Source organism: Colwellia sp. BRX9-1 (assembly GCF_014077195.1).
Classification (GTDB): Bacteria; Pseudomonadota; Gammaproteobacteria; order Enterobacterales; family Alteromonadaceae; genus Colwellia_A.
Genome location: NZ_JACGVM010000007.1, coordinates 101,552 through 127,823, shown reverse-complemented (window position 1 = coordinate 127,823; position 26,272 = coordinate 101,552). Strand labels below are relative to the sequence as shown.

The 26,272-nt window shown below is 36.0% G+C and carries 26 protein-coding genes; 10 read left to right on the top strand and 16 right to left on the bottom strand.

Features of this window, described 5'->3' with window-relative positions; all coding sequences use genetic code 11:
* Positions 1–288 precede the first annotated feature (288 nt).
* The 3 genes from H4J76_RS09070 (at position 289) to H4J76_RS09060 (ending at position 2,246) form a co-directional block, all read left to right on the top strand.
* Positions 289–1,263: a methylenetetrahydrofolate reductase gene (locus tag H4J76_RS09070; RefSeq protein WP_404842436.1), complete on the top strand. Its 975-nt coding sequence runs from the start codon at positions 289–291 to the stop codon at positions 1,261–1,263.
* A gap of 73 nt (positions 1,264–1,336) precedes the next feature.
* Positions 1,337–2,041, top strand: a complete 705-nt coding sequence (locus tag H4J76_RS09065) for an ABC transporter substrate-binding protein (RefSeq protein ID WP_182218589.1) — start codon at positions 1,337–1,339, stop codon at positions 2,039–2,041.
* 16 nt (positions 2,042–2,057) lie between these two features.
* Positions 2,058–2,246, top strand: coding sequence for a hypothetical protein (locus H4J76_RS09060; protein WP_259366450.1), 189 nt, complete (start codon positions 2,058–2,060; stop codon positions 2,244–2,246).
* Here H4J76_RS09060 and H4J76_RS09055 read toward each other — a convergent pair whose 3' ends face one another.
* Genes H4J76_RS09055 through H4J76_RS09045 form a run of 3 tightly spaced genes read right to left on the bottom strand, consistent with a single transcriptional unit; the run spans position 2,247 to position 4,631 of the window.
* Complete coding sequence (locus H4J76_RS09055; protein WP_182222109.1) at positions 2,247–2,585, bottom strand: HopJ type III effector protein; 339 nt, start codon at positions 2,583–2,585, stop codon at positions 2,247–2,249.
* A 29-nt stretch (positions 2,586–2,614) separates the two neighbouring features.
* Complete coding sequence (locus tag H4J76_RS09050; RefSeq protein ID WP_182222108.1) at positions 2,615–3,754, bottom strand: RNA polymerase sigma factor; 1,140 nt, start codon at positions 3,752–3,754, stop codon at positions 2,615–2,617.
* A 1-nt stretch (position 3,755) separates the two neighbouring features.
* Positions 3,756–4,631: an alpha/beta fold hydrolase gene (locus tag H4J76_RS09045; RefSeq protein ID WP_182230467.1), complete on the bottom strand. Its 876-nt coding sequence runs from the start codon at positions 4,629–4,631 to the stop codon at positions 3,756–3,758.
* 197 nt (positions 4,632–4,828) lie between these two features.
* Between H4J76_RS09045 and H4J76_RS09040 the strand changes: the two genes are divergently transcribed.
* A complete protein-coding gene (locus H4J76_RS09040; protein ID WP_182222105.1) occupies positions 4,829–5,068 on the top strand; it encodes a hypothetical protein in 240 nt (79 codons plus the stop codon).
* Between the two features lie 259 nt (positions 5,069–5,327).
* On the opposite strand, the gene H4J76_RS09035 is transcribed toward H4J76_RS09040, so the two are convergent.
* The 6 genes from H4J76_RS09035 to H4J76_RS09010 form a co-directional block, all read right to left on the bottom strand.
* Positions 5,328–6,245 (bottom strand): ABC transporter permease, encoded by a 918-nt coding sequence (locus H4J76_RS09035; RefSeq protein WP_182222104.1) that lies wholly within the window; start codon positions 6,243–6,245, stop codon positions 5,328–5,330.
* Positions 6,242–7,102, bottom strand: a complete 861-nt coding sequence (locus tag H4J76_RS09030) for an ABC transporter ATP-binding protein (protein WP_182218584.1) — start codon at positions 7,100–7,102, stop codon at positions 6,242–6,244. The genes H4J76_RS09035 and H4J76_RS09030 overlap by 4 nt, the downstream gene beginning before the upstream one ends.
* On the bottom strand, positions 7,099–7,455 hold the full coding sequence (locus H4J76_RS09025; protein ID WP_182218583.1) for a GntR family transcriptional regulator: 357 nt from the start codon (positions 7,453–7,455) through the stop codon (positions 7,099–7,101). The genes H4J76_RS09030 and H4J76_RS09025 overlap by 4 nt, the downstream gene beginning before the upstream one ends.
* A gap of 251 nt (positions 7,456–7,706) precedes the next feature.
* Positions 7,707–8,096, bottom strand: coding sequence for an acyl-CoA thioesterase (locus H4J76_RS09020; protein WP_070376128.1), 390 nt, complete (start codon positions 8,094–8,096; stop codon positions 7,707–7,709).
* Positions 8,097–8,231: 135 nt separating this feature from the next.
* Positions 8,232–9,710 (bottom strand): VCBS repeat-containing protein, encoded by a 1,479-nt coding sequence (locus tag H4J76_RS09015; RefSeq protein WP_182230466.1) that lies wholly within the window; start codon positions 9,708–9,710, stop codon positions 8,232–8,234.
* Between the two features lie 532 nt (positions 9,711–10,242).
* Positions 10,243–11,127, bottom strand: coding sequence for an alpha/beta hydrolase (locus tag H4J76_RS09010; protein ID WP_182222102.1), 885 nt, complete (start codon positions 11,125–11,127; stop codon positions 10,243–10,245).
* Positions 11,128–11,422: 295 nt separating this feature from the next.
* On the opposite strand from H4J76_RS09010, the gene H4J76_RS09005 reads away from it, so the two are divergent.
* The gene (locus H4J76_RS09005) at positions 11,423–13,873 is read left to right on the top strand and encodes a DUF748 domain-containing protein (protein WP_182230465.1); all 2,451 of its coding nucleotides are present in this window, start codon (positions 11,423–11,425) and stop codon (positions 13,871–13,873) included.
* A 170-nt stretch (positions 13,874–14,043) separates the two neighbouring features.
* Here H4J76_RS09005 and H4J76_RS09000 read toward each other — a convergent pair whose 3' ends face one another.
* Both H4J76_RS09000 and H4J76_RS08995 read right to left on the bottom strand, forming a co-directional pair.
* Positions 14,044–14,685 (bottom strand): LiaF domain-containing protein, encoded by a 642-nt coding sequence (locus tag H4J76_RS09000; protein ID WP_070376125.1) that lies wholly within the window; start codon positions 14,683–14,685, stop codon positions 14,044–14,046.
* A gap of 185 nt (positions 14,686–14,870) precedes the next feature.
* Positions 14,871–15,644: an ABC transporter substrate-binding protein gene (locus tag H4J76_RS08995; protein ID WP_182230464.1), complete on the bottom strand. Its 774-nt coding sequence runs from the start codon at positions 15,642–15,644 to the stop codon at positions 14,871–14,873.
* Positions 15,645–15,798: 154 nt separating this feature from the next.
* Here H4J76_RS08995 and H4J76_RS08990 point away from each other — a divergent pair, with 154 nt between their 5' ends.
* The 3 genes from H4J76_RS08990 (at position 15,799) to H4J76_RS08980 (ending at position 19,167) form a co-directional block, all read left to right on the top strand.
* Positions 15,799–16,116 carry a DUF2956 domain-containing protein gene (locus H4J76_RS08990; protein ID WP_070376123.1) on the top strand — a complete coding sequence of 106 codons (318 nt, stop codon included), beginning with the start codon at positions 15,799–15,801 and terminating at the stop codon, positions 16,114–16,116.
* Between the two features lie 226 nt (positions 16,117–16,342).
* Positions 16,343–18,214, top strand: coding sequence for a GNAT family N-acetyltransferase (locus H4J76_RS08985; RefSeq protein ID WP_070376122.1), 1,872 nt, complete (start codon positions 16,343–16,345; stop codon positions 18,212–18,214).
* Positions 18,211–19,167, top strand: a complete 957-nt coding sequence (locus tag H4J76_RS08980) for a histone deacetylase family protein (RefSeq protein WP_070376121.1) — start codon at positions 18,211–18,213, stop codon at positions 19,165–19,167. Before H4J76_RS08985 ends, H4J76_RS08980 begins: the two co-directional genes overlap by 4 nt.
* A gap of 68 nt (positions 19,168–19,235) precedes the next feature.
* Here the strand turns inward: H4J76_RS08980 and H4J76_RS08975 are convergent, their stop codons facing one another.
* From H4J76_RS08975 to yegD, 5 genes are all read right to left on the bottom strand, one after another.
* Positions 19,236–20,186 (bottom strand): DUF808 domain-containing protein, encoded by a 951-nt coding sequence (locus tag H4J76_RS08975; protein WP_070377206.1) that lies wholly within the window; start codon positions 20,184–20,186, stop codon positions 19,236–19,238.
* A 214-nt stretch (positions 20,187–20,400) separates the two neighbouring features.
* Complete coding sequence (gene hpf, locus H4J76_RS08970; RefSeq protein WP_070377205.1) at positions 20,401–20,739, bottom strand: ribosome hibernation-promoting factor, HPF/YfiA family; 339 nt, start codon at positions 20,737–20,739, stop codon at positions 20,401–20,403.
* 125 nt (positions 20,740–20,864) lie between these two features.
* Positions 20,865–21,209, bottom strand: coding sequence for a YajD family HNH nuclease (locus H4J76_RS08965; RefSeq protein WP_070376120.1), 345 nt, complete (start codon positions 21,207–21,209; stop codon positions 20,865–20,867).
* A gap of 116 nt (positions 21,210–21,325) precedes the next feature.
* Positions 21,326–22,003, bottom strand: coding sequence for a hypothetical protein (locus H4J76_RS08960; protein WP_182171239.1), 678 nt, complete (start codon positions 22,001–22,003; stop codon positions 21,326–21,328).
* Between the two features lie 101 nt (positions 22,004–22,104).
* Entirely contained in the window at positions 22,105–23,463 is a 1,359-nt protein-coding gene (yegD, locus tag H4J76_RS08955; protein ID WP_182214996.1) for a molecular chaperone, read from the bottom strand.
* 588 nt (positions 23,464–24,051) lie between these two features.
* Here yegD and H4J76_RS08950 point away from each other — a divergent pair.
* Both H4J76_RS08950 and rlmF read left to right on the top strand, forming a co-directional pair.
* Complete coding sequence (locus H4J76_RS08950) at positions 24,052–25,164, top strand: DUF3083 family protein (RefSeq protein ID WP_182230463.1); 1,113 nt, start codon at positions 24,052–24,054, stop codon at positions 25,162–25,164.
* A 137-nt stretch (positions 25,165–25,301) separates the two neighbouring features.
* Positions 25,302–26,267, top strand: a complete 966-nt coding sequence (gene rlmF, locus H4J76_RS08945; protein ID WP_182230462.1) for a 23S rRNA (adenine(1618)-N(6))-methyltransferase RlmF — start codon at positions 25,302–25,304, stop codon at positions 26,265–26,267.
* The last annotated feature ends 5 nt before the right edge of the window (positions 26,268–26,272 follow it).

The following is a 26,272-nucleotide window of genomic DNA, read 5'->3' as shown; positions in this document are numbered from 1 at the left end:
GTTTTTTTATATACAGCAATAACTTGTTGAGTTCTATTGCCAACACTGTACAGCTAATTAAATATAGAGCTAACCTATCATTACGAAGTATTACGTCAACTCTTTTTGTAAACTATTTGTAAATTATTAATGATAACTTTGATAAGAAATAACTAAAATAAAAATGATTAATGCCATTTTTATTTTTTATTAACAATAAAATATAAATATCACAAAGATTTTTAGTGGCTAAAAAGGTATTATCATGACATCAGTTTTATCAAATTTACGGTATAGAATAAAGTGAACATAGGATCAGAATTAAGAGCTCGCTATAACGATAATACACGCGGCGTCTATTTTATTGGCACAACACCTCCTAAAAGTGATACACCCGCAGAGCAAATTGAAATTATTGCTAATAAGCTGCTTGAACGTGTCAGTGATATCGATTTTGATGGTTTGATTGTTTATGATATACAAGACGAAAATTCGCGTACCAATGTACCGCGTCCTTTTCCTTTTAAATCAACATTAGATCCCCGTTATTATTCATCATTACTGCAGAATCAATCTCAACGACCCGTGATCACTTATAAAAGTGTTATTCAGTCAAATAACGATGATTTTGATCAATGGGCAAATGAAGCTTGGCACACATATGGCATTCGTGACGTTGTTCTTGTTGGTAGCCCTTCGCAAAAAAACACGATTTCATTGCCACTTGCCAGTGCTTATAAAACCTTAGTTGATAATAAAAATGATTTCTTTATCGGTGGGATCACCATTGCAGAACGTCATGCAAATAAAGGTAATGAACATACTCGGTTGATAGAAAAACATCAACAGGGCTGCAATTTCTTTATTTCTCAAGCTATCTATAATCCACAAGCCACTATAGATATGTTGACGCGCTATGCGATTGAATGTCAGCAGCAAGGATTAAAGCCTCAGCGGATAATTTTAACATTTTCACCTTGTGGCAGTAAAAAAACACTCGAATTTATTGAATGGTTAGGTGTTAGTGTTCCTGAAGCGACTAGTCTACGTATTCTTAATGCGGAAAAACCACTATATGAATCTATTCGCATCTGTTTAAATACTTTACAACAAATACTCGATGCTGTTTTACCCTACGATTTACCATTAGGGTTAAATATTGAGAGTTTAACCAACCGTAAAGAAGAAATTGATGGCTCTATTTTATTATACAAATTACTGCGTTCAACCATGGAAAACTACTTGTCCAAACAAGAGCTCGAGCGATTAATTCATCAGAAGTAATAATTTAAGCACAAGCTATTATTTTTGTTATAATTGAGAGAGAAGAAAACCGAAACAACGAGTCTTTTATAGCATGAAGTGGATTTGTATTTTATTGTTTATCAGCTTAAGCGCTCAAGCAGAAACGATAAGGGTGGCACTTTCCTTCGATGGAAAGCCTCCTTATTCATTTGGTGAACAAGAGCATCGCGGTATTTATGTCGAAGTGTTTCAAGAGATATTTAAACTAACCCCTTATCAATTAGAGTTTGTTTATCTCTCTTCTGCACGAGTACGTTCTAGCTTTACCGACGGTAAAGTCGATATCGAATGTTGTCCTATTGGCGCGTGGCGAGCAAACGAAACGGCCATTTCTATCTATAGCCAACCGCTATTTAAAACTGAAGACGTTTATGTATTTCCGCAAGGAAAATTAAGAAATATAGGTCCGTTAGCAGATGAAACCATTGCAACGATCAACGGATTTGGCTACGCTTTTGATACCGTTTTCACCCGTTATGATGTTGAAAGTGAACTGAAATTATTAAAACTTATTGAAGGCAATAGGTTACCAGTCGGCATTGTCGATAGAACCATAGTTAACTACCTGAGTAGAAGTCATCAGTTAACCGTTGTCATAGGTCAAGTTCATGAACATTCCCTACGCCCGTTACGTATACATAAATCTAAAGCGCATATCGTGCCGATCATAAACCAAGCTATTAATAGCTTAATAAATAATGGAAAAATAAGTGCTATAGTCAGTAAATATACCAGCACGTTAAAAGAAGAAAATTAAGCCATTGAAATTAATTATGAAAACAGCGTTTGATAATTTAAGAAACAATCCGCTCCATCAATACCAAAGCGACACTAATGGCGAAAAACAAGTCGTGAAAGTTTATTTTGGTGAGTCACTTATCGCCAAAATGATCAAACTAAAAAAATCTGTTCGATATTTTGGCGTAAAAGGTTACGAACAATACCTAATAGAAGAGGCATAATTACGAAAGCGCAACACCAAAAAAATTAATACCTTGCCAGCCCTGCTTAATGAAGTTTCTAATATTTCCGTGATCTGTCCCCGCAGAATTCAACATAACATCCTCGCGGTAATAATGACCAAAACACGCCAATGTTGCTTCTTTAGATAGCCCCTGTAATTGTGCAAAAGCAAAAATTTTACATGAACCTTCATTCGTGCCTGACAGATTAGTTAATTCACCATTTTCAAATGCACATGGCTGATAATGGTAATTAGCAGAAATAACCGCCATCACTTCATTAAATTCAATCAGTTCTGGGGTAGCATTTACCTTTTCAAGTAACTCATTTAATTGCATAGTGTTCCTATTTAAATCTATATTTTTTATTACCAAAAAGTCGCAAAACGGCCGCTATTGTATAAACCAACAAGTAAACCTGAACCACCCCCCAAGAAGCCCATTATCAAGCCGAACTGGCACCATAACTTATCTTTTTTTGATTGCTTAATCAAATCAGTGTCACTTAATTCTGTTGTAGCAATCGAAAGCCCCACGAGTGTGTTCACTTGTTGAGTTGAACGATAAATAAAATAAAATAATGTTATAAAACATAAACAAGGCATACCCCAACCTTCTGTGAATTCATAACTTAACGTGAAAAAAATACCACTGAGGAACAATTGAAAAGCTGTTTTATTACGTAACACCTTAAGCTGAGCTTTTTGTTTTTCATCTACCATCTTTTCAATGACTTTGGACATACCAATATAACTTGCCACCATACCGAGTAAAGCGCCTATCATTGCGCCTCCTAAAGCCAATAGTACTTTTACTAACCAATGGCTTTGACTACTCACAATACTTTTCGTGACAACAGCTGCAGCAACAGGTGAACTCACTGAAAGTCCTGATAAAACTAACGCCGTTAAACCTAACGGGCTCGTTGATAAAATAACTTTGCCATAACGTGCTAAGACTTGTTCTTTTATTAATGCTCGTACGCGGCTTAAACGTTTTCTAACCGTCGCTTCGTTTAAACCTAATAGCAGAGCTACACACTGGCTACTTTGCTGCTCTCTGTAATATAACAAAACAATTTCTCGACTCTCGTCGGGTAGCTCTGCTAATAGCGTTTGAATTAAAGTATTTTGTTCTTCGCGCAGTAAACTTGCATCGCCCGAATGACTTGGGTCAACAAGTGTGGCAAGTAAAATATCGGTTTCATCACCTTTTACGTTACGGTTAACCTTTTCGTCTCTTATATGATTTAACGCGGTGTAACGGGTGATTTGTCGAACCCAAGGTAAAAAGCTTATATTCTCTTTAAGTTGGTTGATTTCTCGCCATACTTTAATGAAAACTTTTTGGCTCACATCTTCACTGCTATCGAGATCTTTGGTAATAGCTAAAGCAATAGCGCCTACGGTATTTGTTAGTTGTTCAATTAAACGGGTAAAGGCGAGTTGATCCCCCGATTTTGCTAGTGCGATATCAGGAAGTAATTGTTGCTCATCAGTAAATAGCATTTTATAACACCCCCTGTAAGAATATATCTGTTTGTGCCATTAACCATTTATTATCATCCCACATAATAAAATGTCGAGCATCAATGTTGGTAATTAAATGGGCATTAGGCACATTTTCTATTTGTTGTTGATATAACACGGTAGCAAATCGTCGAGATTCTTCATCGGTAAATGCACCTTGCGCAGCAATAAGCAGTAAGGGCGTTTTCACTTGCTTTAATGGCTCTCGTAAATCATTGAGTAATAAAAAATGCAAAGCTGAAGCCACTGTTTTTTGATCAGACACTTTTGCCATAGCAATAACCGCTTGCTGATTTTCTATTGATGTGGCTTGAATAGCAATGGTTTGTTTAGTCATATCAGCCATTTGCTGAGCCGTTGCTTGTTGATACATACTTCGAATGTAGTCAGCTTGTCGTTGCATATCTTTTGGTATAGTCGCAGGTGTTTTTGTAAATATTGGCGCAATATAAGGTAAGCCGTCCACCGCAATAATGGCAGAAAATAGTGCCTCATTTTTTATCGCTAAACTATAAGATAAAAAAGCCCCTAAGCTATGCCCTATTAATACTGATTTTTGTAATTGATGTTTTTGTATGTAGCTCAATAATTCAGATTTTACCGCGGGTATAATATTATCTGCACTAGGGCATGGGGCTGTCGTTGCAAATCCTGCAATACTCACCGTATGCACCTGATAATTTTTTGCTAGATATTCTTCACTTTTCTGCCAAACCTCGCCGTTACTCATTAGTCCTGGAATTAAAATTATCGGTTGTCCTTCACCGTGCACCTCAACACTAATGCAACTTTCAGCTTTGGTATTCAGGCTTATCGAAATCACGAGTACGGTTAATATTATATGTACTATATTCATCATTTTTCCTTGTTGTAATCGATAGGAAGACAGAAACTTCCTATTTCATTACCAAGACACCATCACTTTTTATTTCGTGACATTTTTTTAAATTAACTTTCGAAACCTCATGTAACATTTGTAATTAATTTGGCTATAGAGTGAATAAGATAACTTTGCTAAGCTAATTCATATTGAACAAAGAAGAGAAATAAAGCATGAAGATATTTCAAAATAAAGAAGTGCAAGGTTTGTGCTTATGTCTTGCCGTAATGGGGTTAACCTATACACTGTTATTAATGGTTTTAATTTTATTTACGGGTATAAAGTTATATAAAACAGTGATTATTGTTATCACGCTTTCAAGTATACTTTTTACACTAGGGCTCAATAAGCAGGTTAAAAATCGCTTAAAGCTACAAGTTGAAGGTTTTTTTGCAAAAATAGTTACCGCTTAATTTATCTTTATCACGCTATAGTATCAACTATAGCGTATCTAGTTTTCAGCAAGAATAACCGACTCCTTACCTGTTCACACATTAATAATTTATTCTGCTACATTTAGAATAGAACTGCCTCAAGTATATTTAACAACAAATAATAACTCATCTTTATTCTGGTTAATTAATTTAAACCATAAAAAAACTGCATCACCAATATATTGAATATGTTGGTGATGCAGATTTAAATAATAAAGATTAATGTTCTGTAATTGAGTTACACCTCAGCTTTATTCTTTCTTAACCAATATGTGCCATAAAGTAATGAAATACCCACTAATACACTTCCTATATTTAATTTAGTAATAAGTGCTTGCAATGGTACCGTTCTGGCAAAATTTTCTTGCCCTTGCACAGATTCAACAAATTGTGATGAAAGTGAGAAATACTCTAGTAATAAGCCACCTATATAGAATTGCGATAAATGGAAGTAGTGCACGACAAAACCTTCCACTAATAAAACAACGGCGACAGGTAATATTGCCCATAAAAATGGGGCTTTCTTCGCATACATAGACGCTAACATTAACCATGCAAACAAAGGTAACATCCAAATAGCAAGAGGAATAAGGTGTAACCAAATAAGTGATACTCCACTTAAAATATCAGCATCAACCCACAATGCCCATAAGCTAGCATCGTAACCAACCGACAATATAATGCAAACTAAAAACGCTAACAAAAGAATCAAGCACAAAGTAGCGGTTGCGGCGCCTAAAAATATAGCTGGAATTGCCAAGGCTCCGGTAATTAATTTGGCAATAATTGCTGTGACATCAGAAACAGGTAACGAGCGCCAAAACATAATAGATAAATCTCTGCGTTCATCAAATAGACAGACAGTAAAGTAATAAAGCTGAATGATTAACGCCACCACTAAAAAGGGTGCAAATAAAGAAAGAGCCATTACAAAGAATAACTTAGGAATCATCGGCGCATGCTCAGCAGAAAAAAACTGTTCAGGGAATGTCGTTAAAAACTGAAATAAGTCACTAAAACTTTCATTACTTTGCATAAAAATAGCGAGAGGCATCACGATGACCAAAGCAGCGATAACCATGGGCACCCATTTTAGAATATTGCTAAATTCCCATAATTCTTTTTTAATTGAGGTTGTTAATACTTTCGTGTTCATGAACATATCTCCTTGGTCATCACGCCAACAAAAATGTCAGCTAAACTCGGTACACTTATTTTACCCAACGCTTGTAAGTCCTCATTTTTTTGATTGTCAAAAAGCATGGTCGTTAACCCCATTAAACTATTTGAAAAGAGCGGTTTAAATTGCTTTGCTTGCTCGATATTGTCCTGAGTTACGGTTAACAATGTAAAACGTTCACGAATATTTTCAGTGCTTTCAGCTATAACAATTTTACCTTCTTGAATAAAGGCAACATCTGTTAAAATATGCTCAATTTCTTCAATCTGATGCGTAGTTATAAGAATACATTTATCTTCCGTATAAAAGTCCTCTAATAAGTGCGTATAAAACTGTCTACGGGTTAAAATATCTAACCCCAACGTTGGTTCATCTAAAACAAGCACTTTAGCGTCTATAGCTAACACTAAAGATAAATGTAACTGAGTAACCATTCCTTTAGACAAAGCCTTCACTTTATCATTCATATCGATATTAGTTTTTGCCAGAAATGTACGTGCCTTTTCAATATCGAAATTAGGATGAACATCATTCATGTAGCTTAATGCTTGAGTAACTTTTAACCATTTGGGCAATATAGCGACATCTGAAATATAGGCGACATCGTTAAGCATCTTTTCACGGTCTTTTCTTGGATGATGGCCAAGAACATTAATGTCACCTTCAAAATCAATTAAACCTAGCATCGATTGAAGACATGTGGTTTTACCCGCACCATTAGGACCAACTAAACCAACAATTTGTCCTTTATGAATACTTAAGCTCACATCAGACACAACATGTTTCTTACCGTAAGATTTGTTTAAGCCTGTTATAGAAATCAATTCATTCATAACTTATCTCCTGTTAGCAACTGCTCAGCAGAAAGTTTTAATCGCGTTATTTGTTTTAATATTTCTGGCCATTGCTGAACCAAGAAAGTTTCGCGCTCTCGATCAAGCATTAGCTCTTGCGCTCCTGATTTAACAAATAAACCTTTTCCACGCTGTTTTTCTACAACTTGTTCATCCTGTAACATTTGATACGCCTTAGAAATAGTAATTGGATTCACTTGATATTCTGCAGCCACTTTTCGGACTGATGGCAATGCTTCGCCTTCTTTGATATAACCATCGAGAATACGAGCAACAACTTGCTGGTATAACTGTAGGTATATCGGTTTTTCATTATCCCACTGAGGTGTCATAATATTTCCTAACGGTAGTTATGCTTAAGTTCTGTTATTTATGTTTAAATAAAAACAATACATGTGTTATACACCACCAACACACTAACACACAAGAAAAATATCTAGATAAAATAATCTACATATGTAAATAAATATTTCAAAATGATTCTTTAGCGGAGTAAAATCAATAAAAAAACTAAAAAAATCAACAGGAAATGTTGATTTTTTATGACAGGGATATTTTTGATGAGAATCTAAACTGGCGTGATTTATTCGGCTTCTTGAGCTTGTAAAGCTAGTAAGGTTTTTCCATGTGGGATAGGTGCTTTAGTTTCAGGGTCGACTTGTACAAAGACAATATCATCAGCTAAACAGATGGTCTTTTTAGTAATTTTATTACGCATTAAACAAGTGATTGTTATTGACGTTTTCCCCACACTTTTGGTTGATAATCCAAACTCAACTACATCACCCTGCACGGCTGGTGATTCAAAATTTATCGCACCAATATGTTTAGTCACTAAACAGTTAGTCTCTAATTGACAAATAGCAAAAATAGCAGCCTCTTCATCAATCCAGGCTAATGCGCGGCCACCAAAAAGTGAGTTTGCATAGTTTAAATCATTAGGAAGAACCAATCTACGGGATAAAAAGCGCATAATGTGACCTTAAAAATTGTCATGATGTTATTCATAGCACCATGACATTGCTAAAAAAGAGGGAAGGCTTTTGATTTGCTTGCAGCAAAGAACATCGGCATTCACCCGTGATAGTATAGCGAACTTTAGTGTTAATTAACTCGCTGATAACCATAATGTCAGTTTATTTTCGCCCACTTCTTTCTCTTCATCTTCATCATAGTGGGTGCCATATAAAAAGAGGATGTCTGCTTTACCATCATTATTAAAATCTTTAATTTCAGTGCGGACACTTTTAGGTAAGGAAATTTCATAATCAGCGCCACGTTTAGCAAATAAACGTTTGCCTTTAGCCCCCGAGTAGATGGTAAATTCTTTATCATCAGTTTTAAGGATCAAGTCATTAATGCCATCACCATTAAAGTCGCTAACATCGGTTAGTGCCTCACCGTCACTGCCAGAATTAATTGCTATTTCAACTTCATTTTCATAAACAGGCTTTTTTACATACTTACCGTTTTTTTCCAACTTATAGAAGCGTAAATCCATATCTATAGCACCAGACATTGCCGACATCATAGTACCTATGCCCATTTCAACACTTAAGGTGTAATAATCTTTCAAGCCATCACCATCAACATCTTTAAACTTTATCATACCTTCACCATCAAAAGTCGCATGACCATCAGCTTCCTTTTTGTACTGCATCAGACCATTTTCTATGAACCCATAACGTATCATCAGGTGATTAGTTCTAGACATCATGCCTTCTCGTACTGACTCTTTGGTGACAATATCAACGAGCCCATCACCATTTATATCTTCAATGGTTTCAAGCTTTACAGAAGCACTTTTTTCACCTTGCTGTTTTTTTATCTTAGAATTCTTATTTTCTAAATGTGCATTTAAGTTAATAACCATGGGATTATGATCAAATAACTGAGCAGGTGTTTGAGCAAAGACCATCAATTGATCATCAATTTGGAAGGCGATATCTTTTTTGTCATCGTGATTAAAGTCAGCATGGTAAAAATTTTGTGGGGTAAATGACAGACCACGCCCTGACTTTTCAATACGAGGTGATATAGCAAAGGATTGCTGAGTAAATGCTCCCGTAGCGTTTTGCAAATATATATGAGTTGTATCTAAACTATGAGTAATAAAATCGCTTAGGCCATCCTGATTAAAATCGTGGACAAAATCACCAAAGTTTACGTCAAAAGTTCCTTGGTATTTGTATAAGGTATCAACGTCTATCAATTTACTGATGGTTTTATCTTCTAGATTGTAAGACATCACCGCATTAGTTGTTAAGTAAACAATCACTTCGCCTACTTGCTTCGCCAATGTTGCTTGATTAAAGAACTGTGCGTTTTCTGGAATATCAATAATCTGTGCTTGTTCAACTAATCCACTCTCACTGATACGGGGATAATAACTAAAGCGGTTATCATCATGAATAAGTAGATCAACATCACCATCTTTCTCATTTAGATACAGCAACTTCCCTGTTATTTTGTGCTGCGAGCTTTGCTGAGATTTATTAAAATTTAATTTATTAGCTTTTGCTAGAAGTAGAGGAGAAGCTAAAGTCGTTAATAATAAAACCATCGTTATTGTTGCTATCTTTGACATAATAATCCTTTGGTGTCTGATTTATTGCTAGCCTTTATCCCCACCTAAGTGAACACAAAGATATTGAACTAATATTGATTACAAATAATTAACATAGTTCAAATTTAATAGCATTATCCTCTAATACCAAGTAATAAATGGTAACAATGGCTGTTTTTACAAAGTTGAGCTGCCTGACCTATCATTTAATAAGGATGAGTTGTGCTTGTCGTTATGTTGATTTTATCTTTTACTAGGGTTATTAAACAAAGTATTTATCTAGGATTAATCCTAGATAAATACCTTCCACAAGGTTATTCATTGATAACACCTTCATGTTTACGCATCACATCATTTTATGTTGTCGGTAGGAAGGTTAGAGGAATAGCTTTTACCCTTACAGCATTCAGTAAAGGCGATTGCAGCAACTTTTTAAGTACTAAAGTATAGGCTAAATATCTACACTGAATTAATAACATTATTGACTTAATAAGGTATCGGATAAAAGGTTATCTGTATAACCACTTAAAAAACGACCTAACGGTTCGGTAAGTCAGTGAGATTTTAACCATTTTACTAACTGTGGATAGTGATCAATTCTAGCATTAGGATGAGTGAGGATATTAATGTGATCGTAATTTTGCATATTCCCTGAAGATTTTGACAACAAAGTAAATTTCGCTTTCGGATTATATTCTTGAATGAAAATATTTACATCGCTAGCATGTCCTAACACTTTATCTTTACTACCAGTAAAGTGCCATGTTGGGGGCCAATCAATTGACTTAGCTGCTTGAAAGTAATCAAAACCATCTGTCGTATCATGCCAAGCACTTTTTTTAACCCAAGCGACGCTATCGGCTAACGATTGTTCGGTTTCATTATCAGAGCCAATACCATGCTTTTTAGCATCTAAAAATCCTTTGTTCCTTGCCAATTTAGGGGCGACATTATTCCAAACAATATCCACTTTAAACATTTTTTCTAAACTTTTTACCGTCACCATGCGCTTGGTACCAAAACAAGTTTTACTACGAATACGTTCAATTATTTTAGGAAATCTGGCCAACGTACTCGCCAATAAAACCCCTCCCCAGGAATGTGCAACGAGATGAATTTTTTGTTGTGTGACTTGAAAAATGTAATTTATAAAATGTGGAATATCTTCAGTGATCGCTTCAAATTGACCATGTACAGCATGTTTATCAATACGAGGCGTGCTTTCACCACGGCCACGTAAATCGGCGACATAAACATCAAAGCCCTGCTCTGCTAAGTAGCATGCTAGACCTTTACCTTTTTTAGTATAAAAAATAAGGCCATTTTCAATAGCACCATGTAACATAAAAATAGGCGTACCGCCCTTTTGTTGCCAAATATGCCTTAAATGAAGTTGATGATCTCCATGAGATAAAAATAAAGATTCTTGATTTGTCATAGGATTATTAAAATGTTCGTGAATAGAAGAAAACAAAGGTCAGACCAGTTAACAATCAGCATACGGTGTTGGATACTGTTGAGCAACAAAAATAACTTAACACTTGGATTACTGGTAAGATCCCAACCATAAGACTAGACAGTCGATAAAAAAGTCAATAACCTACTCACATTTACAATATTATTGCCGTTAAGCATCATTTGTGTAACAAGAACATGATGCAAAAGTATTAAACATCCGCTTCATTTAATGAATAATAATTTTAATAACAACAGCTCCCTAAATTAGGAAAACTATGTCTTCTTCGATAAAAACCTTAGCTAAGGTAATTAAGTTTGTCGGCTTATTTATTATTGCTCTTTTGCTAATTATCTGGCTCTCTTCACCATTTGTTAGTCGACATTACCTAACTAAATACCTAAATGAGCAGCAGCTCACCCTAGCTGATAAAACAGCCATACGTTATAACCCTTTTTGGTCGAATTTAAATATACGAGAACTAGAAATAGTCAGCGTAGAAAATATCGATAAGCCCCTTATATCGTTAAAGTCTTTAAACGTTACGGTGAGTTTATTTAAACTATTAACTGATACTTTGTATGTTTCAGAGTTTGCTATTGATGGCTTATATCTAGATGTTAATTTAAATGGTGAGGCACCGGTTATTGGTGGCTTTGTTATTGCCAATAATTCAAACGAGACTAAAACATCCATCGAAACACCTACAGCACAAACAACAGATTTAGCAAAAAATTCAAATAATGAGGTCGCCAATAATTATCAAGTTTCATTACCCTATTTTAGCCTTTCCAATGCTATTTTTAATCTAGGTATTGAACAAAGCCAACAAGAATTTATCATTAATTCACTTGTTATAAAAAATGTACTTGCCTCGACAAAAACACAACAAGCAGAGCTTGTACTTAATGCTTTAATTAATAAGGCCCCTTTGTTTTTAAAATTAAATGCCGATTTGACTTCAGAGCAGCGTAAAATAAGCTCTGAAATAACCTTGTCTGAATTAGCACTCACCCCATTACAGCCGCTGTTAACCGCTAATAGCCCCGAGCAAGAACCACTAACAATGCAGGGTTCTATCAGTCTTAATAGCAAGCAGTCAATTTCTATGTCGACTGCTGTCACCGACATTAACGTTGAAACCTTTGAGTTAAAAACAACTGACTTTAAAGCGACACAAAAAAACAAAACGCTTGCACTTAATATTTTTCCGCTAACTTTAGAAAACTTTTCTATTGCGCTTGTTAATGAACAAGCGCCTAAAATAACCGGCACCGCTTCATTAAACATTAAAGATTTAAAGGCCTATGAAGGTGAAGGCGCGCAACTATTAGCTAAAGTATCAGCAATAAAACTTGATGATATTGCGGTGACTACAACAGAGTCATTAATAACTGCCAATATCAAAAATCTGATTATTGAGCAAAGTCTATTTGCTGAAAATACCACAGATGATTTTCCCCCTTTAGCCCAATTCAAAAACCTAAGTATTAATGATGTAACTGTCTCTCAGCAAGGTCTATTCATCGATACGATTAACCTATTAGGTTTAACTATTGATACCAACTTAGACGAAGAAAAAAATATTACTGGCTTACCCACTTCACCAAAAGATCAATCGCCCGTTGCCGAGCCGCTAGCCAAAACAATTAATTCACCAAAAACCATTGAGGGTGAAGTAGAAAGCGAAGAAAGCTTATTTTTATTGTCACTTAATTCTTTTTCATTTGGTGATAGCGCCGGTATTACTTTTATTGATCGCAGCACAAGTCCTTATTACAAAAGAGCATTTAACATCACAACGTTTAACGCTGGCCCTTTTGATAACCAAAAGCCACAGCAAGAAAGTAATTTTATCTTAACCGGTAACAGTGATAAATACGCCAATTTCAACTTATCTGCCGTTGCTAAACCTTTTAGTAAAAAAGATTATTATAAATTGAATGGTTTCTTCAAAGAGGTCAGCTTGCCTTCATTATCGACTTATATTGCGCAAGCACTTAACTACGAACTTAAAAGCGGTCAGCTTGATGTCGATCTAGATGTAACCGTTGATGATAAAAAAATTGCTGGCAAGACCAAGTTATTTTTAAGAGGTGTGGAGCTAGGTGCAGCAAACGATCATGAAACAGGCACAGTGAAAAGCCAAACATCGATACCTTTTAACATTGCCTTAGGGATGTTAAAAGATGGTGATGGCAACGTAGAGCTAGATATTCCGTTGAAAGGTAGCACTGATGATCCTTCTTTTGGCATGAGTGGTTTTATTAATTTACTGGTAAAAAAAGCAACGATGTCTGCTGCTAAAGAATATTTGATCACTACCTTTGTGCCTTACGCCAATGTAGTTACTGTTGCTATGTCTGCGGGTGATTACTTATTAAAAGTTCGTTTTAGTGATTTAAACTTTCCAATAAAAGAAACACAATTAACGGCTCAGCAAAGCCAATTTTTGGCTCAATTTTCAGCCCTGATGACAGATAAGCTCGATACACAATTAACCTTGTGTGCTATTGCAACACCAGAAGACATTGATAAACCGTTAGGGACTAAGATTACCGACATAGATGATATAAAACAATTGGCTGAAATTTCTGGGCAGCGCCTTGAGGCTTTTAAAGATTATATGGTAAAAGAGCACGGCATCGCCTCTTCTAGGCTGTTACTTTGCTCACCAAAAATAGACTCTACTAAGGGTGCTAAACCAAGAATTACCTTTACAGACTAACTATTTTATTAGCGAATAAAAAAACGCTGACACGTAATGTGCCAGCGTTTTTATTTATCTATTAGGAGATTATCGCAAGTGCCTTTATTAAACGTTTCTCTACCAAAATTAAATTTACTTTCCTTGAGGAATAAAGCCGTTAATTTAGCGTTGAAATAACATCATCTAGGCTAATAAAATATATCTTTTAACCCATTAGCAAAAGCGGTGAAACGTTCTTTTAAGGTACGTTTCAGCTTGATATCTAGTGCACCAAATAAAACTAAACCTTCAACATATATTGTTGGTGCATCAATATAATCAGTTGATGGCGCTTTATTGTCAATGCCACCAAAAATACAAAAAGCTTTCGAAACAACTTTAACATTTTCAGGTACGAATATATCAATTCCGCCAAACAAACAAAAAACTTTCACCGTAACTTCACGCTGAGTAAAAATAGCCTCACTAAAGTCAATATCACAACCACCAAAGACACTTATTGATTTAATTTCTTTAGCGACTCGCCATTCACCACTGCGGCCACTTCCGCTAAAGATATTAATAAGTAAATCACTGTCATCTGTTGGCGTTGAAGAATAATTAAAGCGAAAGTCTTCTTTTTTCTTCTCGATATATTCTTCGTCAACTTTTAAGTCTAAATCAGCAACAAGTGAAACAAGGTCTTCATTAGATTCAAAAGCCATTGCTTGATCTAATCGCCTTTCAAAAGCTTCATGTGAAAGTTCACCGTGACTATAGTTCATCACTAATTGGTCAACCACCTCTTCTCTTACTTTGTCGGTAGGTCTATCTGCAATGTTAACGGCCATATTATTATTCCTTTAAACAGTTAAAATATTATTAAAATGAAAGCAATAAACAGACCATTAATAATAATGTTAAATTACAACACCCTACATATCCACGGTAATAAATAGACAGATAAAACATGATGATTTAGTATTTTTAACCAATATCCATGTAATTCAACCAACCCATCAAGCAATAACAAGGTTTATTCTTTACAGTCATGGTCAAAATTTGGTGCTAACTCATCATAGGATATATTAAGTCTATTTATCAAATCGGAGGAGGTATTAAGGCTACTCGCTAAATATAAATTACGCGTTAAGTAATCAATAGGAAAAATAGGTTCTATCTTGTCCGCATAGGGTGAATTGCTTTCAATGAGCGATGCAAAGTATGTTGATGAGAGAACGATCAACTCAACACGGTCGAAGGCTAACATTTGAATAAAATTATCGTTATTATATGAAATGGATAGATTTTTTTCAGGTTCAAAACCTAGTCTTAATAAATACTCGGCTGAAGCTTGCCCTTTTTGTGCAGCAATAAGATAATTTTTTGCTTCTGCTAATGAATTAACTTGAATATCAGGCCTAGTTTTTAAGCGATAAAATGAAAATTCTATCGAACATAATGGTGCTACCCACCGAAATAAAGACTCCCTCTCTTGTGTCCTTAACAGCGAAAATATAAAAATATTGGGTTGCGTTAACGCTAGTTGATAAGCCCGTGCCCACGGATATATCTTTATCTGATAATCAATAGAGGAATGATGAAAGAGCAATTTTACTTTATCAGCAGACAGCCCACTAAGCTCACCATTTTCATTGATAACTTGGTAAGGTGGATAAATTTCAGATACAACCTGAATGCCAGGTGACTCCTGTTTGAAGGTTTTTACTTGATTTTCATTAGATGCGTAACTATCGACATTAATAAAGATAAGTAAGACAAGTAATTCTCTTTTAAATAATAAGGTCATACAATTAAAAAATCTTCATTCAAAGTTCAACAAATACCTTCGCTGGCATACGCATGGTTTATCACTTTTTAAAAGTTAAGATAAGCCTTGCTCAACAGGTGAGGTTCTTATAGATTCATCCTTATGATATTAATATTAGACGATAATAAATAAAATGTTAGATAAACACTCTCCTGAAGTACAAGAACAAGCAATAAAAATAGCTAAAAGCATACAAAAGCCTAAACAAACGAAGGAGCAGACTAAACTTATTGCCCAAGGTATTGAGAAAGGTATTGCTGAATATAAGAAGCAGCAGAGTAAAAAATCTCGCATACGTGATAAGGCCAAAAAATCATTACTGAGAGAAAAGAACAATCAAGAAAAAAGCACTGAAGCTTGCCCTCAAGAGATACCACCTAAAAGGGCACTTTACTTACCTTGGTTGCTTTTAGTCATCAGCTGGATTGGTTTTATTCTTTTCAGTCAATGATGATAAATAAATTGATTACTTTTATAACCAAAAAGTATCTATCTCAATGTTAAAACCCTTTAATTTTTATTTAAGTATAAACAACAAAATATTCACACGTTAAGACTAAGGTATAAGACCATAGACAATAACGTTACGTTATACTCAATTGCCTTGATTTTAATCAATAAAGCCTTTAGCTGTTGCGGCATACTTTATTTATCATCATTAATGAGAGTCACTTACTATGTCATTATTCGACCAAGATAAGAAAACAGTAAAATGGGAACAATTCTTAAAATCAGGTAATCGCATTTTCATTGGCTCTAATGCCGCTGTACCAAACGCCTTAATCGACGATTTAATTGCCAACAGTGCAAAATTGCATGACATTGAAACGGTTCATATATTAACGCTTTCAGATAATAAGTGGGCAACACCTGAGCACAAAGATTTATTCAAAGTAAATGCGCTATTTATTGGTGGTAAAAATATTCGCGAAGCTATCGCAGAAGGCAGAGCTGACTATACACCGAGCTTTATTTCTGATATTCCCCGTTTATTTCGTGAAAATGTTTTACCACTTGATGCGGCATTAATTATGGTTAGTCCGCCAGATGAATATGGTTATTGTTCACTTGGCGTGAGCGTAGACATAGTGTCGTCGGCAGTAAAATCAGCAAAATATGTTATTGCACAAATCAATTCAAAAATGCCACGAACGAATGGACATAGTTTTGTTCATGTTAATCAAATTCATGCTTGGTTAGAGGCAGATCAAACTCTTCCTGTTTTAGCACAACCGAGTATTGACCGAGTGGCAGAGCAAGTAGGTCAATATGTTTCTATGCTCATTGAAGATGGCTCAACCCTGCAAATAGGTATAGGAAAAATTCCTGAAGCGGTCTTACGCTATTTAGCGAACCATAAAGATTTAGGCATTCATAGTGAGATGATCTCTGATGGCGTAATCGACTTAATACGTTCGGGTGTTATTAACAACCGTAAAAAGACCTTCCACAAAGGAAAAGCCGTGTTAACTTTTTGTATGGGAACGCAGCGACTCTACGATTTTGTTGATGGTAACCCCCATGTTGAATTCTATCCTTCAGAGCATGTTAACTCTCCGGTAAATATTGCTAAAAATGATAATATGGTTTCTATTAATAGCGCTATAGAAGTAGATTTGACTGGTCAGGTCGTTTCAGATTCTATTGGTTATCAATTTTATAGTGGTATTGGTGGTCAAGTCGATTTTGTACGTGGCGCGTCATTGAGTAAAGGTGGTAAACCCATTATTGCGCTGCCCTCGACAACAAAAGATGGAAAAACCTCTCGTATTGTTGCCCATATTACCGAAGGTGGTGGTGTGGTCACTTCTCGCGGTCATGTCTCTTATGTTGTTACTGAATATGGTATTGCTTCATTATTAGGGAAAAGTATCCGTGAACGGGCATTAGAACTTATTCGTATTGCTCATCCAAAATTTCGCGAGCAACTTTTAAAAGATGTCAGGAAAAATTATTGGGTGCCAGAATATCAAGAGAGCTCGCCAACCTCAGTACCTGAATTAGGCGAAATAGAACTCAAAAAATTTACCTTTGAAGACATTAATTATTATTTACGCCCCTTAGCTCCCGCTGACGAACGTCGTTTACAGGAGTTTTTCTATTCGCATACCAAAGAAACCTTGATCATGCGTTATAACCATCATGCCACACAAATGACCCGTGAAAACGCTTGTAAGTTAGTCAGTGTCGACCAACATAAAGATTTAGCCTTGTGCTTTACTCAGCGCACTAATTTAGCTGATGTTATCCATGCCGTTGGTCGCTACTACTTCATCGAAAGTCATAATTGTGGTGAAGTAGCTTTCGTTATCAGCGAGCATAAACGTGGTAAAGGAATGGCAAAAACCTTATTAGATGAAATAATAAAAATTGCTACCCTACGTAAGCTAGACAAGCTCATTGCCTGTGTAAGACGAGATAATGCGCCAATGTTAAAGGTCTTTGAAAAAGCAGGATTTCTTCGGAAATATTCTGAAGAGATGGACGAACTCAATTTAGAATTACAATTAACAGCATCAACAATAGCAGAAATAGAGGAACAATCATGACAGTAGGTGTAATTGGTCATCATAAATGTAATGGGCACAGTATGGGGGATTATCATCCAGAAAGCCCAAAAAGACTGGGGGCGATTCAAGATCAGTTGATCCGCAGTGGTCTTGAATATGTTATCCGCCAATATGATGCTACACCTATCGACCGAGATCTCATTTCACTTGCTCACGATGACAAGTATATCCAATATATTTTTGATAATGCTCCAAAAACAAGCGATCAAGATGCCATTTTTCGCCTTGATGATGATACCAGCATGAATGCTGATACCTTACCAGCTGCCTTATTATCGGCTGGTGCAGCGATTAATGCCGTTGATTTAGTGATGGATAAAACCTTAACGGCCGCTTTTTGTGCTACGCGCCCTCCTGGGCATCATGCTGAATATGATAAAGGTATGGGGTTTTGTTTTTTTAATAATATTGCTATCGCAGCCGCTTACGCAAAGAAAAAATATAAACTAGAACGTGTCGCGATCGTAGATTTTGACGTACATCATGGTAATGGCACCGAAGATATTATTAAAAGAGCCACCGCTAATGGCAAAGAACAAGGTTACTTATTTTGTTCAAGCTACCAGTACCCTTTTTATCCTTTTGAAATGCAAGAAAGTGATACGCCACCTATTATCAACACCCCCTTACCTGCCACTTGCAAAGGCCCTGAGTTTAGAGCGGCGATAAGTAAGCATTGGTTGCCGGCTTTAGAGAAATTTAAACCGCAAATTATTTTCATTTCTGCTGGTTTTGACGCTCATATCGAAGATGAAATGTCGCAAATTAGCCTGACTGAGTGTGATTACCGTTGGGTAACGGATGAACTTAAGACCATTGCTGATAAGTACAGCGAAGGTCGAATAATATCAATGCTTGAAGGGGGCTATGCTCTAAGTGCTTTAGGACGAAGTGTCGTTGAACATATGAAAGGTTTAATCAGTAATCAGTAATCAGTAATCAAGCATGTAGCTGAATATTTTTAAACATCAGCTACATTAAACTAACCACAGAAAACATATTAATGGGCTTTTTTAAGTGACTTTACTAATGTTACGACTAATAACACTAAGCCTCCGGCAATAATACCTATGATACCTTCGGTTAATATCGGTACTATAATTTCAGCGATCGCCCCAAAAGTGTTCGCCAGAAATTCAACCAGATGATGTACCTGCTTATGCAACCATGAAAAACTATGGACCAAAATACCACCGCCTACCAAGAACATTGCAATAGTACCAACCACTGTCAGCGTTTTCATTAATGCCGGGGCAAAAATAAGTAAACCGCGCCCTAAAGCTCGTTGAATGGCATTAAAGCGCCCCGAAACAGACTTTCTTAATAAGTATAAGCCTAAGTCGTCAAGTTTAACGATAGCGGCAACAAGCCCATAAACACCAAAGGTTATTGCTAGGGCAAGTCCAGAAACGACCGCAACTTGAACTTCAAAGGCAGCCTCTTGAACTGTGCCTAAAGCAATAACAACAATTTCTGCTGATAATATAAAATCAGTGCGGATGGCACCTTTAATTTTTTTCTCTTCAAAGGCGACTAAATCTACGTTTTCATCGGCTAAAGCTAACAACTTTTTTTGATGTGCCTCTTTTTGATCTTGAGATGAATTATCATTATGTTGGAAGAATTTATGGAAGACCTTTTCAAAACCTTCAAAGCATAAAAACAGCCCGCCAATAACAAGCAAGAGAGTAATTAAGGGCGGCGCAAAAGCACTAATAACTAAAGCGGTAGGCACAATGATAAGTTTGTTTAACAGCGACCCTTTAGCAACAGCCCAAACTACCGGTAATTCACGTTCAGCTTTAACTCCTGAGACCTGCTCAGCATTCAGTGCTAAATCATCCCCTAATACGCCAGCTGTTTTCTTTGCTGCGACTTTTGATAAGATAGCGACATCATCAAGTACTGTTGCAATATCATCGAGTAAGGTTAATAAACTTGATCCGGCCAATGGTTTCTCCCTGTTTACGCTGCCAGTTATAGACATCATCGTTATTTACCATCCACAATGGAAGGTCTAGATTTGTCGGCAGCTAAAATAACGTGCAACAAGCACTATTGCAGCAAAGACTAGGATGCCTAAAGCTGTTATCAACATTTTCCTGAACATAAAAAAGGCTGCTCATAGCAACCTTTGTTAAGATAATAAACTAATTCGATTACATTTATTCCACAGGTAAAAATGCATCTGATTGTTCAACTTCATATTTTTTATGTAATTTTGCAGCTAAGACACCTTTGCGGTGAGCGAGGGCTGCTTCCATCTTTTTAGCGGCACTTGCAATAGCAGCGTACAACTCTTTTCCTGATGCCGTTACGGAGATCTCATTACCTTCATAGTGAGTAGAAACTTCTAATTTTTGTTGATGAGGCTCGACGGTAATAATTGCGCTAATAGAAGTGAGACTTGGGTAATGCTTAGCAACTTTTTTAAACTTGTCCTCAATTGACTGCTGGATACCTTCAGTAATTTCAACATGGTGACCGGAAATATTTATTTTCATAATGTTACCTTTTACTAAGAGAAAATTGTCTTCACTTAATATACTCGGGGTTATCTCGGTAAAACACAATGGTAATTTTGTAATAAAATGAAAAAAAATTGTAACCATATTGAAATATAAATAAATTATTTCTTAAGCATTGATTTCAAGTCAGCAAATGGATTATAGGTTGCCGTATCTTGATTAGTATCACCGGCAATAACTTCTGTTTTATATTTAGCGTGATCTGTATATTTAGCGTGCTCGTTATCGTGACAGTAAATACATAACAGTTCCCAATTACTTCCATCATTTGGATTATTAGTATGGTCGTGATCAACATGATGCACAGTTAACTCCATAAGGTTTGAATAAACAAACTCACGAGCACAGCGGCCACAGACCCAAGGAAATAATTTGAGGGCACGGTCACGATAACCCTTTTCTTTGGCTTTGTAATTGAGGCTTGCGCCTAAGGTATCAGAGGACATAATTAAGCAATATGAAAGTAAACATAAACCATTGTAAAATGCTGCTTAAATATGTTCAATGTCTATTTCAATTCAATTCAATTCAATCAACATAACGCTTCAAAGGCTTAACGCATTTAAATGACTTCAATCTTATATTCAATATCCTGCATCATATGTCCATGTACCGAATTATCATGATGGTACTGGGCATTAAACTTTAACGTATGAACACCTTTAGCTAAGGGGCGCAACATTAACCAATAGCCATCAGTAGCAGAAGGATAAACTTTTTCTGTTGCTTGTGTTTTCGCAAGTAATGCGTGTAAATCAAAACACTCTTTTGATTTTATTCGATTATTACGGATATTGGGAATAGATTGGCCATCGAGTTCAGCATAAACAAAATACAACTCTCCATTGTTTAATGCCGCTTCTTGTTTTACTTCATCACAGGTTTTACTGACATTTTGTTCTGGCCAATACGCCATATTAATAATAGGAAAGAAGATATGTTTACCATAAGGAATAATGCAATGCCGCTTTATTTTCGAGGTGCCATAACCACCGGCTAAAAACCAAACATTCCCTTTTTGATTAACACCGCAAAACTCTCCCGTACTATCACGCACCGGAGAGCTTCTATCACTCATTGTTTGGGTCCATTGCCACCAAGTATTCGCATATTGATCAAGTGATTTACCGGCAATGCTCTCATTAACGCCAACAACTATCGGTTGATAATTATTAGCTAAGCCACTGAAGGTGAAAAAACTATAAATAAAACAAATAAAACTTAATGTTTTAATACACATATCAATTCCTTTTTAAATGTAAAACCAGTCACAACTCCACAGTATTGTTTTTAACATTGTTGACACTACTATTACAAGATAATTGCAGTGAAATAGTCATGCTATTGAAATACTTTTTCAGCCCAGCGCGCTAAGCCAACGGTTACACTGCCAAAGTGATCGCCAGCAATCACCGGCGTATTTGGCATTTGCTCACGTAAAAATTGGTTTAACACTGGTGACTTTGCTGAGCCTCCAGTAACAAAAATCACATCAGGTTGGCAATTAGCTTGCACCACACATTCATTCATCAATTGAGCAATTTGCTTCAATTGTGAAGAGCTTGCTTTCAACATCAAGGCACGATTAACTTCTACTTTTAAATTATCAGCTAATTCATCTAGGTATATTGGCTGAGAGTCTTGTTCGGTTAAGCCTATTTTTGCTTGCTCTGCACCATTAACAATAAGGTGACTTAATTTTTGCTGGTGAACCTTTAACAAACGGGAGAATACCTCAGGCTGTTTAGCATCGCGTTGCAGCGTTTGCAAATAACGATAATTGGCTTGACTGTAAAAATTAGTTTGCTCGTTAATATTATTAATGGCCACAGCTTGATTAAAACTATTAACAGGCATAGGTTTACCCGTTTTTAACGTATCATTCATCCCTAGGCTTGGCATTATTCCCTTGAGCGCTAATTGAATATCGAAATCATTACCGCCAATACGAACACCGGTGTGCGCAAGCAAATGTTGCTCTCTTGAAGTACTGCTTTTAAATTGTGGTCCCATCAATAACATTGAGCAATCAGTAGTACCACCACCTATATCAACAACCAAAACTTTCGTTTCTTCTTGCAAACTTGCTTCATATTCAAAACCAGCGGCAACTGGCTCATATTGAAATTCTACACTCTTATAACCGACGCGTTTAGCTGCATTAGTTAATATCGTTAACGCTTGACGATTACTTTCTTCACCTTTTAAGCCTTGAAAATTAATCGGTCTGCCAATAACAGTCTGCGTTATTTCTTTTTGCTGGTTTTCTTCAGCCAATGTTTTTATGTTGCTCATCATTGCAGCAACAATATCTTCGAATAAGTTAATTTGGCTATCAACCAAACCACTCGCCCCTAAAAAGGATTTTGGTGACTTAATGTAATAACCTTCTTCAGGATCTTCTAAGTATAGATTCAGCGCCGCTTGGCCAAACGATAATTCACTAGGGATGCCATCGAGCTTTAGCTCTCGTAATACATTCTGACCCCTTTGTAACGGACCAACCCGTTGTTGTTTGAACAGGAGCTGTTGCTCTTCACTTAATTGTTGACATAACCAATGAGAAATAATGTCTCGACTTGGTGCGTATAGTGTTGAAGGAATATACTTACCATGTTCGCCTAAAGATAATATCTTCGGCTGGCCACTTTCCATTACTGCGACAGCACAATTTGAAGTACCGTAATCAAAACCTATCATTGTTTATTTATACCACTGAGTCTAAAAGGGGTCGCGTAGCATACTGGGCAAGTGAGTAATTTTCAACTCATTAATAAATTTCAGTGATGTAATCGGTTTAATAACGCGGGTATTTACATTTTATTCAGTTGGTACCAATGACATTAAATAATAATCTTCAGTACAATTAAAAATAACTTTATTTATCTAATACTTTTGTTTAAAAACGCCTTAGTTAATTAACTGTCTCTTTTGAACATGATTATTACGACTATCAAAATATATTTTTCTCAGTGGATATAAATGTGCCACACCGTATGTTTTACCCACTAAGTCCTGCGCATTAGGTGCTCATTTGCAAAATGCGCTACTTAATAAAAAAAATGAGCTTAATAGTACATTTACTTTTTAGTATTTTCATCGGGGTATGCTCTAATAATAAAATGGCTATTAGTTCACTAACTTGCTGATATTTATTTACCCTCGAAAATTTTTAAACGTGAGGATAAAGTGATCATACTCCAAATTTTTGTTTTAGATCATGTGAATACAGACGCTTCTTGTTATAATGCCTTTAAGATTTATGACTCTATTTAATAAGGAAATAAAATGCCAATCTCACGTTCTCGTAATAATCAGCATAAAGTATACATTCCGTCATCTGCGCGTACTAATCACTACTTGTTAGTTAAATTCCCACTGACTGACGAGTTAATCAGCCTGAATAATCAATTAATTGATCGAACTAGTGAGCAGCCCTACCAGCGTCTATATCAACATTTAGCTGACAGTTTCTTTGACGTGAATAATAAATTAGACATAGAAAGTGGACAATTTATTGCTAACGGAAAATTTGCTCGTATCCGTTATAGCCCAGAAAAATTAACCGTACAAACTGACCAAGAAATTCTTTTTTTGTACAGTCCGCGCAACCATTACAGCCAAAACACTTACATTAACGGCAAAAAGCGCGTGCGAGTTATTACACTGGTATTTTTAGCTAATGGTGACGATGTTCGCCAAACCTCAGCAGAGTTTCATAAGAATGTTCTGCTCGCTTTAAATGAGTTTATTGACGTTAACCACATTAATAAATCAACAGTAAGAGTCTGTGATCACCAACATTTTACTTATGATTTATTCTCTAAAGATAAAGGCGTTACGGGTACACAAACCCATAAATTACGTACTTTAAAAAATCGCTATGCCGCTGATGATATTAGCTTGCCAGACAAAAGAGATGTACTTACTTATGTAGTGGCTGATTTACCTATTAACCGCCGCATCAAAGAACTACTTAATATTGATAAATCAAAAGAGCAACCTTATCAACCACTCTATGATTTAATCAGCCATGCTTTTATTGAGTCGGCTAATAAGCAACATTTATTCGAAGGTGCTATTTTAGCTAATGGTTTAATACCTATCGTCAGAAGTCGTTTGGAAGAAAAGCATAAAGCTGCAGGTGAGTTACAAAAATTAAGCTTCAACCCATTTGAACCTAATAATAACTTCACCTTACATTTTGCTGGCGATTGCTTAGTTGATTCCATACAATTTGTTATCATAGCAACAGAAGATCATAAAACGAGTCAAGGCTATGGTAAATTCCTTAATTTAGCTGAACAAGCACTGCGTTCAACTGCTGAAAAACTAGGCTATGTTAATTCGAAAGAAGAATTAGTCATCCGCTTACACCAGCACCTAGGTTATGACCTTTAAACCATTCAAGTAAAAATGATGCTATTAACGTTTGTCGTATAACCTTTATATACGACAAACTTATCATTTATTATCATGTGGCATGGCTATAAAGGAAATGTTAAAATGTTAGGGATATTTACTTGTAGAGAAAATTCGTGCCATTAAAACAAAACCTTCATCCAAGCAACCGCCATAACAACGGTTATGATTTTTTAGCACTGTGCCAGTCGTTACCGACATTAAAACCCTTTGTTCATACCAATAAATATCAGAACTTATCTATTGATTTTGCCAATGCAAAGGCGGTAAAAGCACTTAATCAGGCATTATTGAAATATCACTATCAAGTAAATCAATGGGATATACCTACGGGGTATTTATGTCCACCTATCCCTGGCAGAGTCGACTATATTCATTATCTTGCTGATTTATTAGCAATATCACTCCCTGCAACTTCAACCTTAAAGGAAAGCAAAGTATCAGTGCTTGATATAGGCGCTGGGGCAAGTTGCATTTATGCTATTTTAGGTCAACGTGAATATCAATGGCAGTTTACTTGCACCGATATAGATCCGACGTCCATTAAAGTTGCCAAGCAAATAATCGCTGCTGACAAGTCGTTTAAAAAATCGATTACTTGTCGCTTACAGCCGAATTCATCACAAATATTTAATGGCATCATTGAAGAAGATGATCGCTTTGAATTAACCATGTGTAACCCACCTTTTCATCGTTCATTGGCTGAGGCAACAAAAGGGTCAGCTCGGAAAGTCAAAAATTTAGCGGCAAATAAAAAAACGTTCAACCCCTCGCTAACAACCAGCCCCAGTGTACCGTTAAATTTTGGCGGTCAAAATGCGGAATTATGGTGCGAAGGTGGCGAGCTTGCCTTTATTAATCAGATGATAAAAGAAAGTAAATCTATCCAAAAACAAGTGCTATGGTTTACCTGCTTAGTGTCAAAAAAAGACCACATTAGCCAACTAAAGCAGACGCTTAATAAGTCGAAAGCCAAACAAATAAAAGTTGTAGATATGGCGCAAGGACAAAAAATCAGTCGTTTTATTGCTTGGAGTTTTCTCGATGAAAGCCAGCAAAAAAATTGGTTTGATTTGGTTTAATTTGG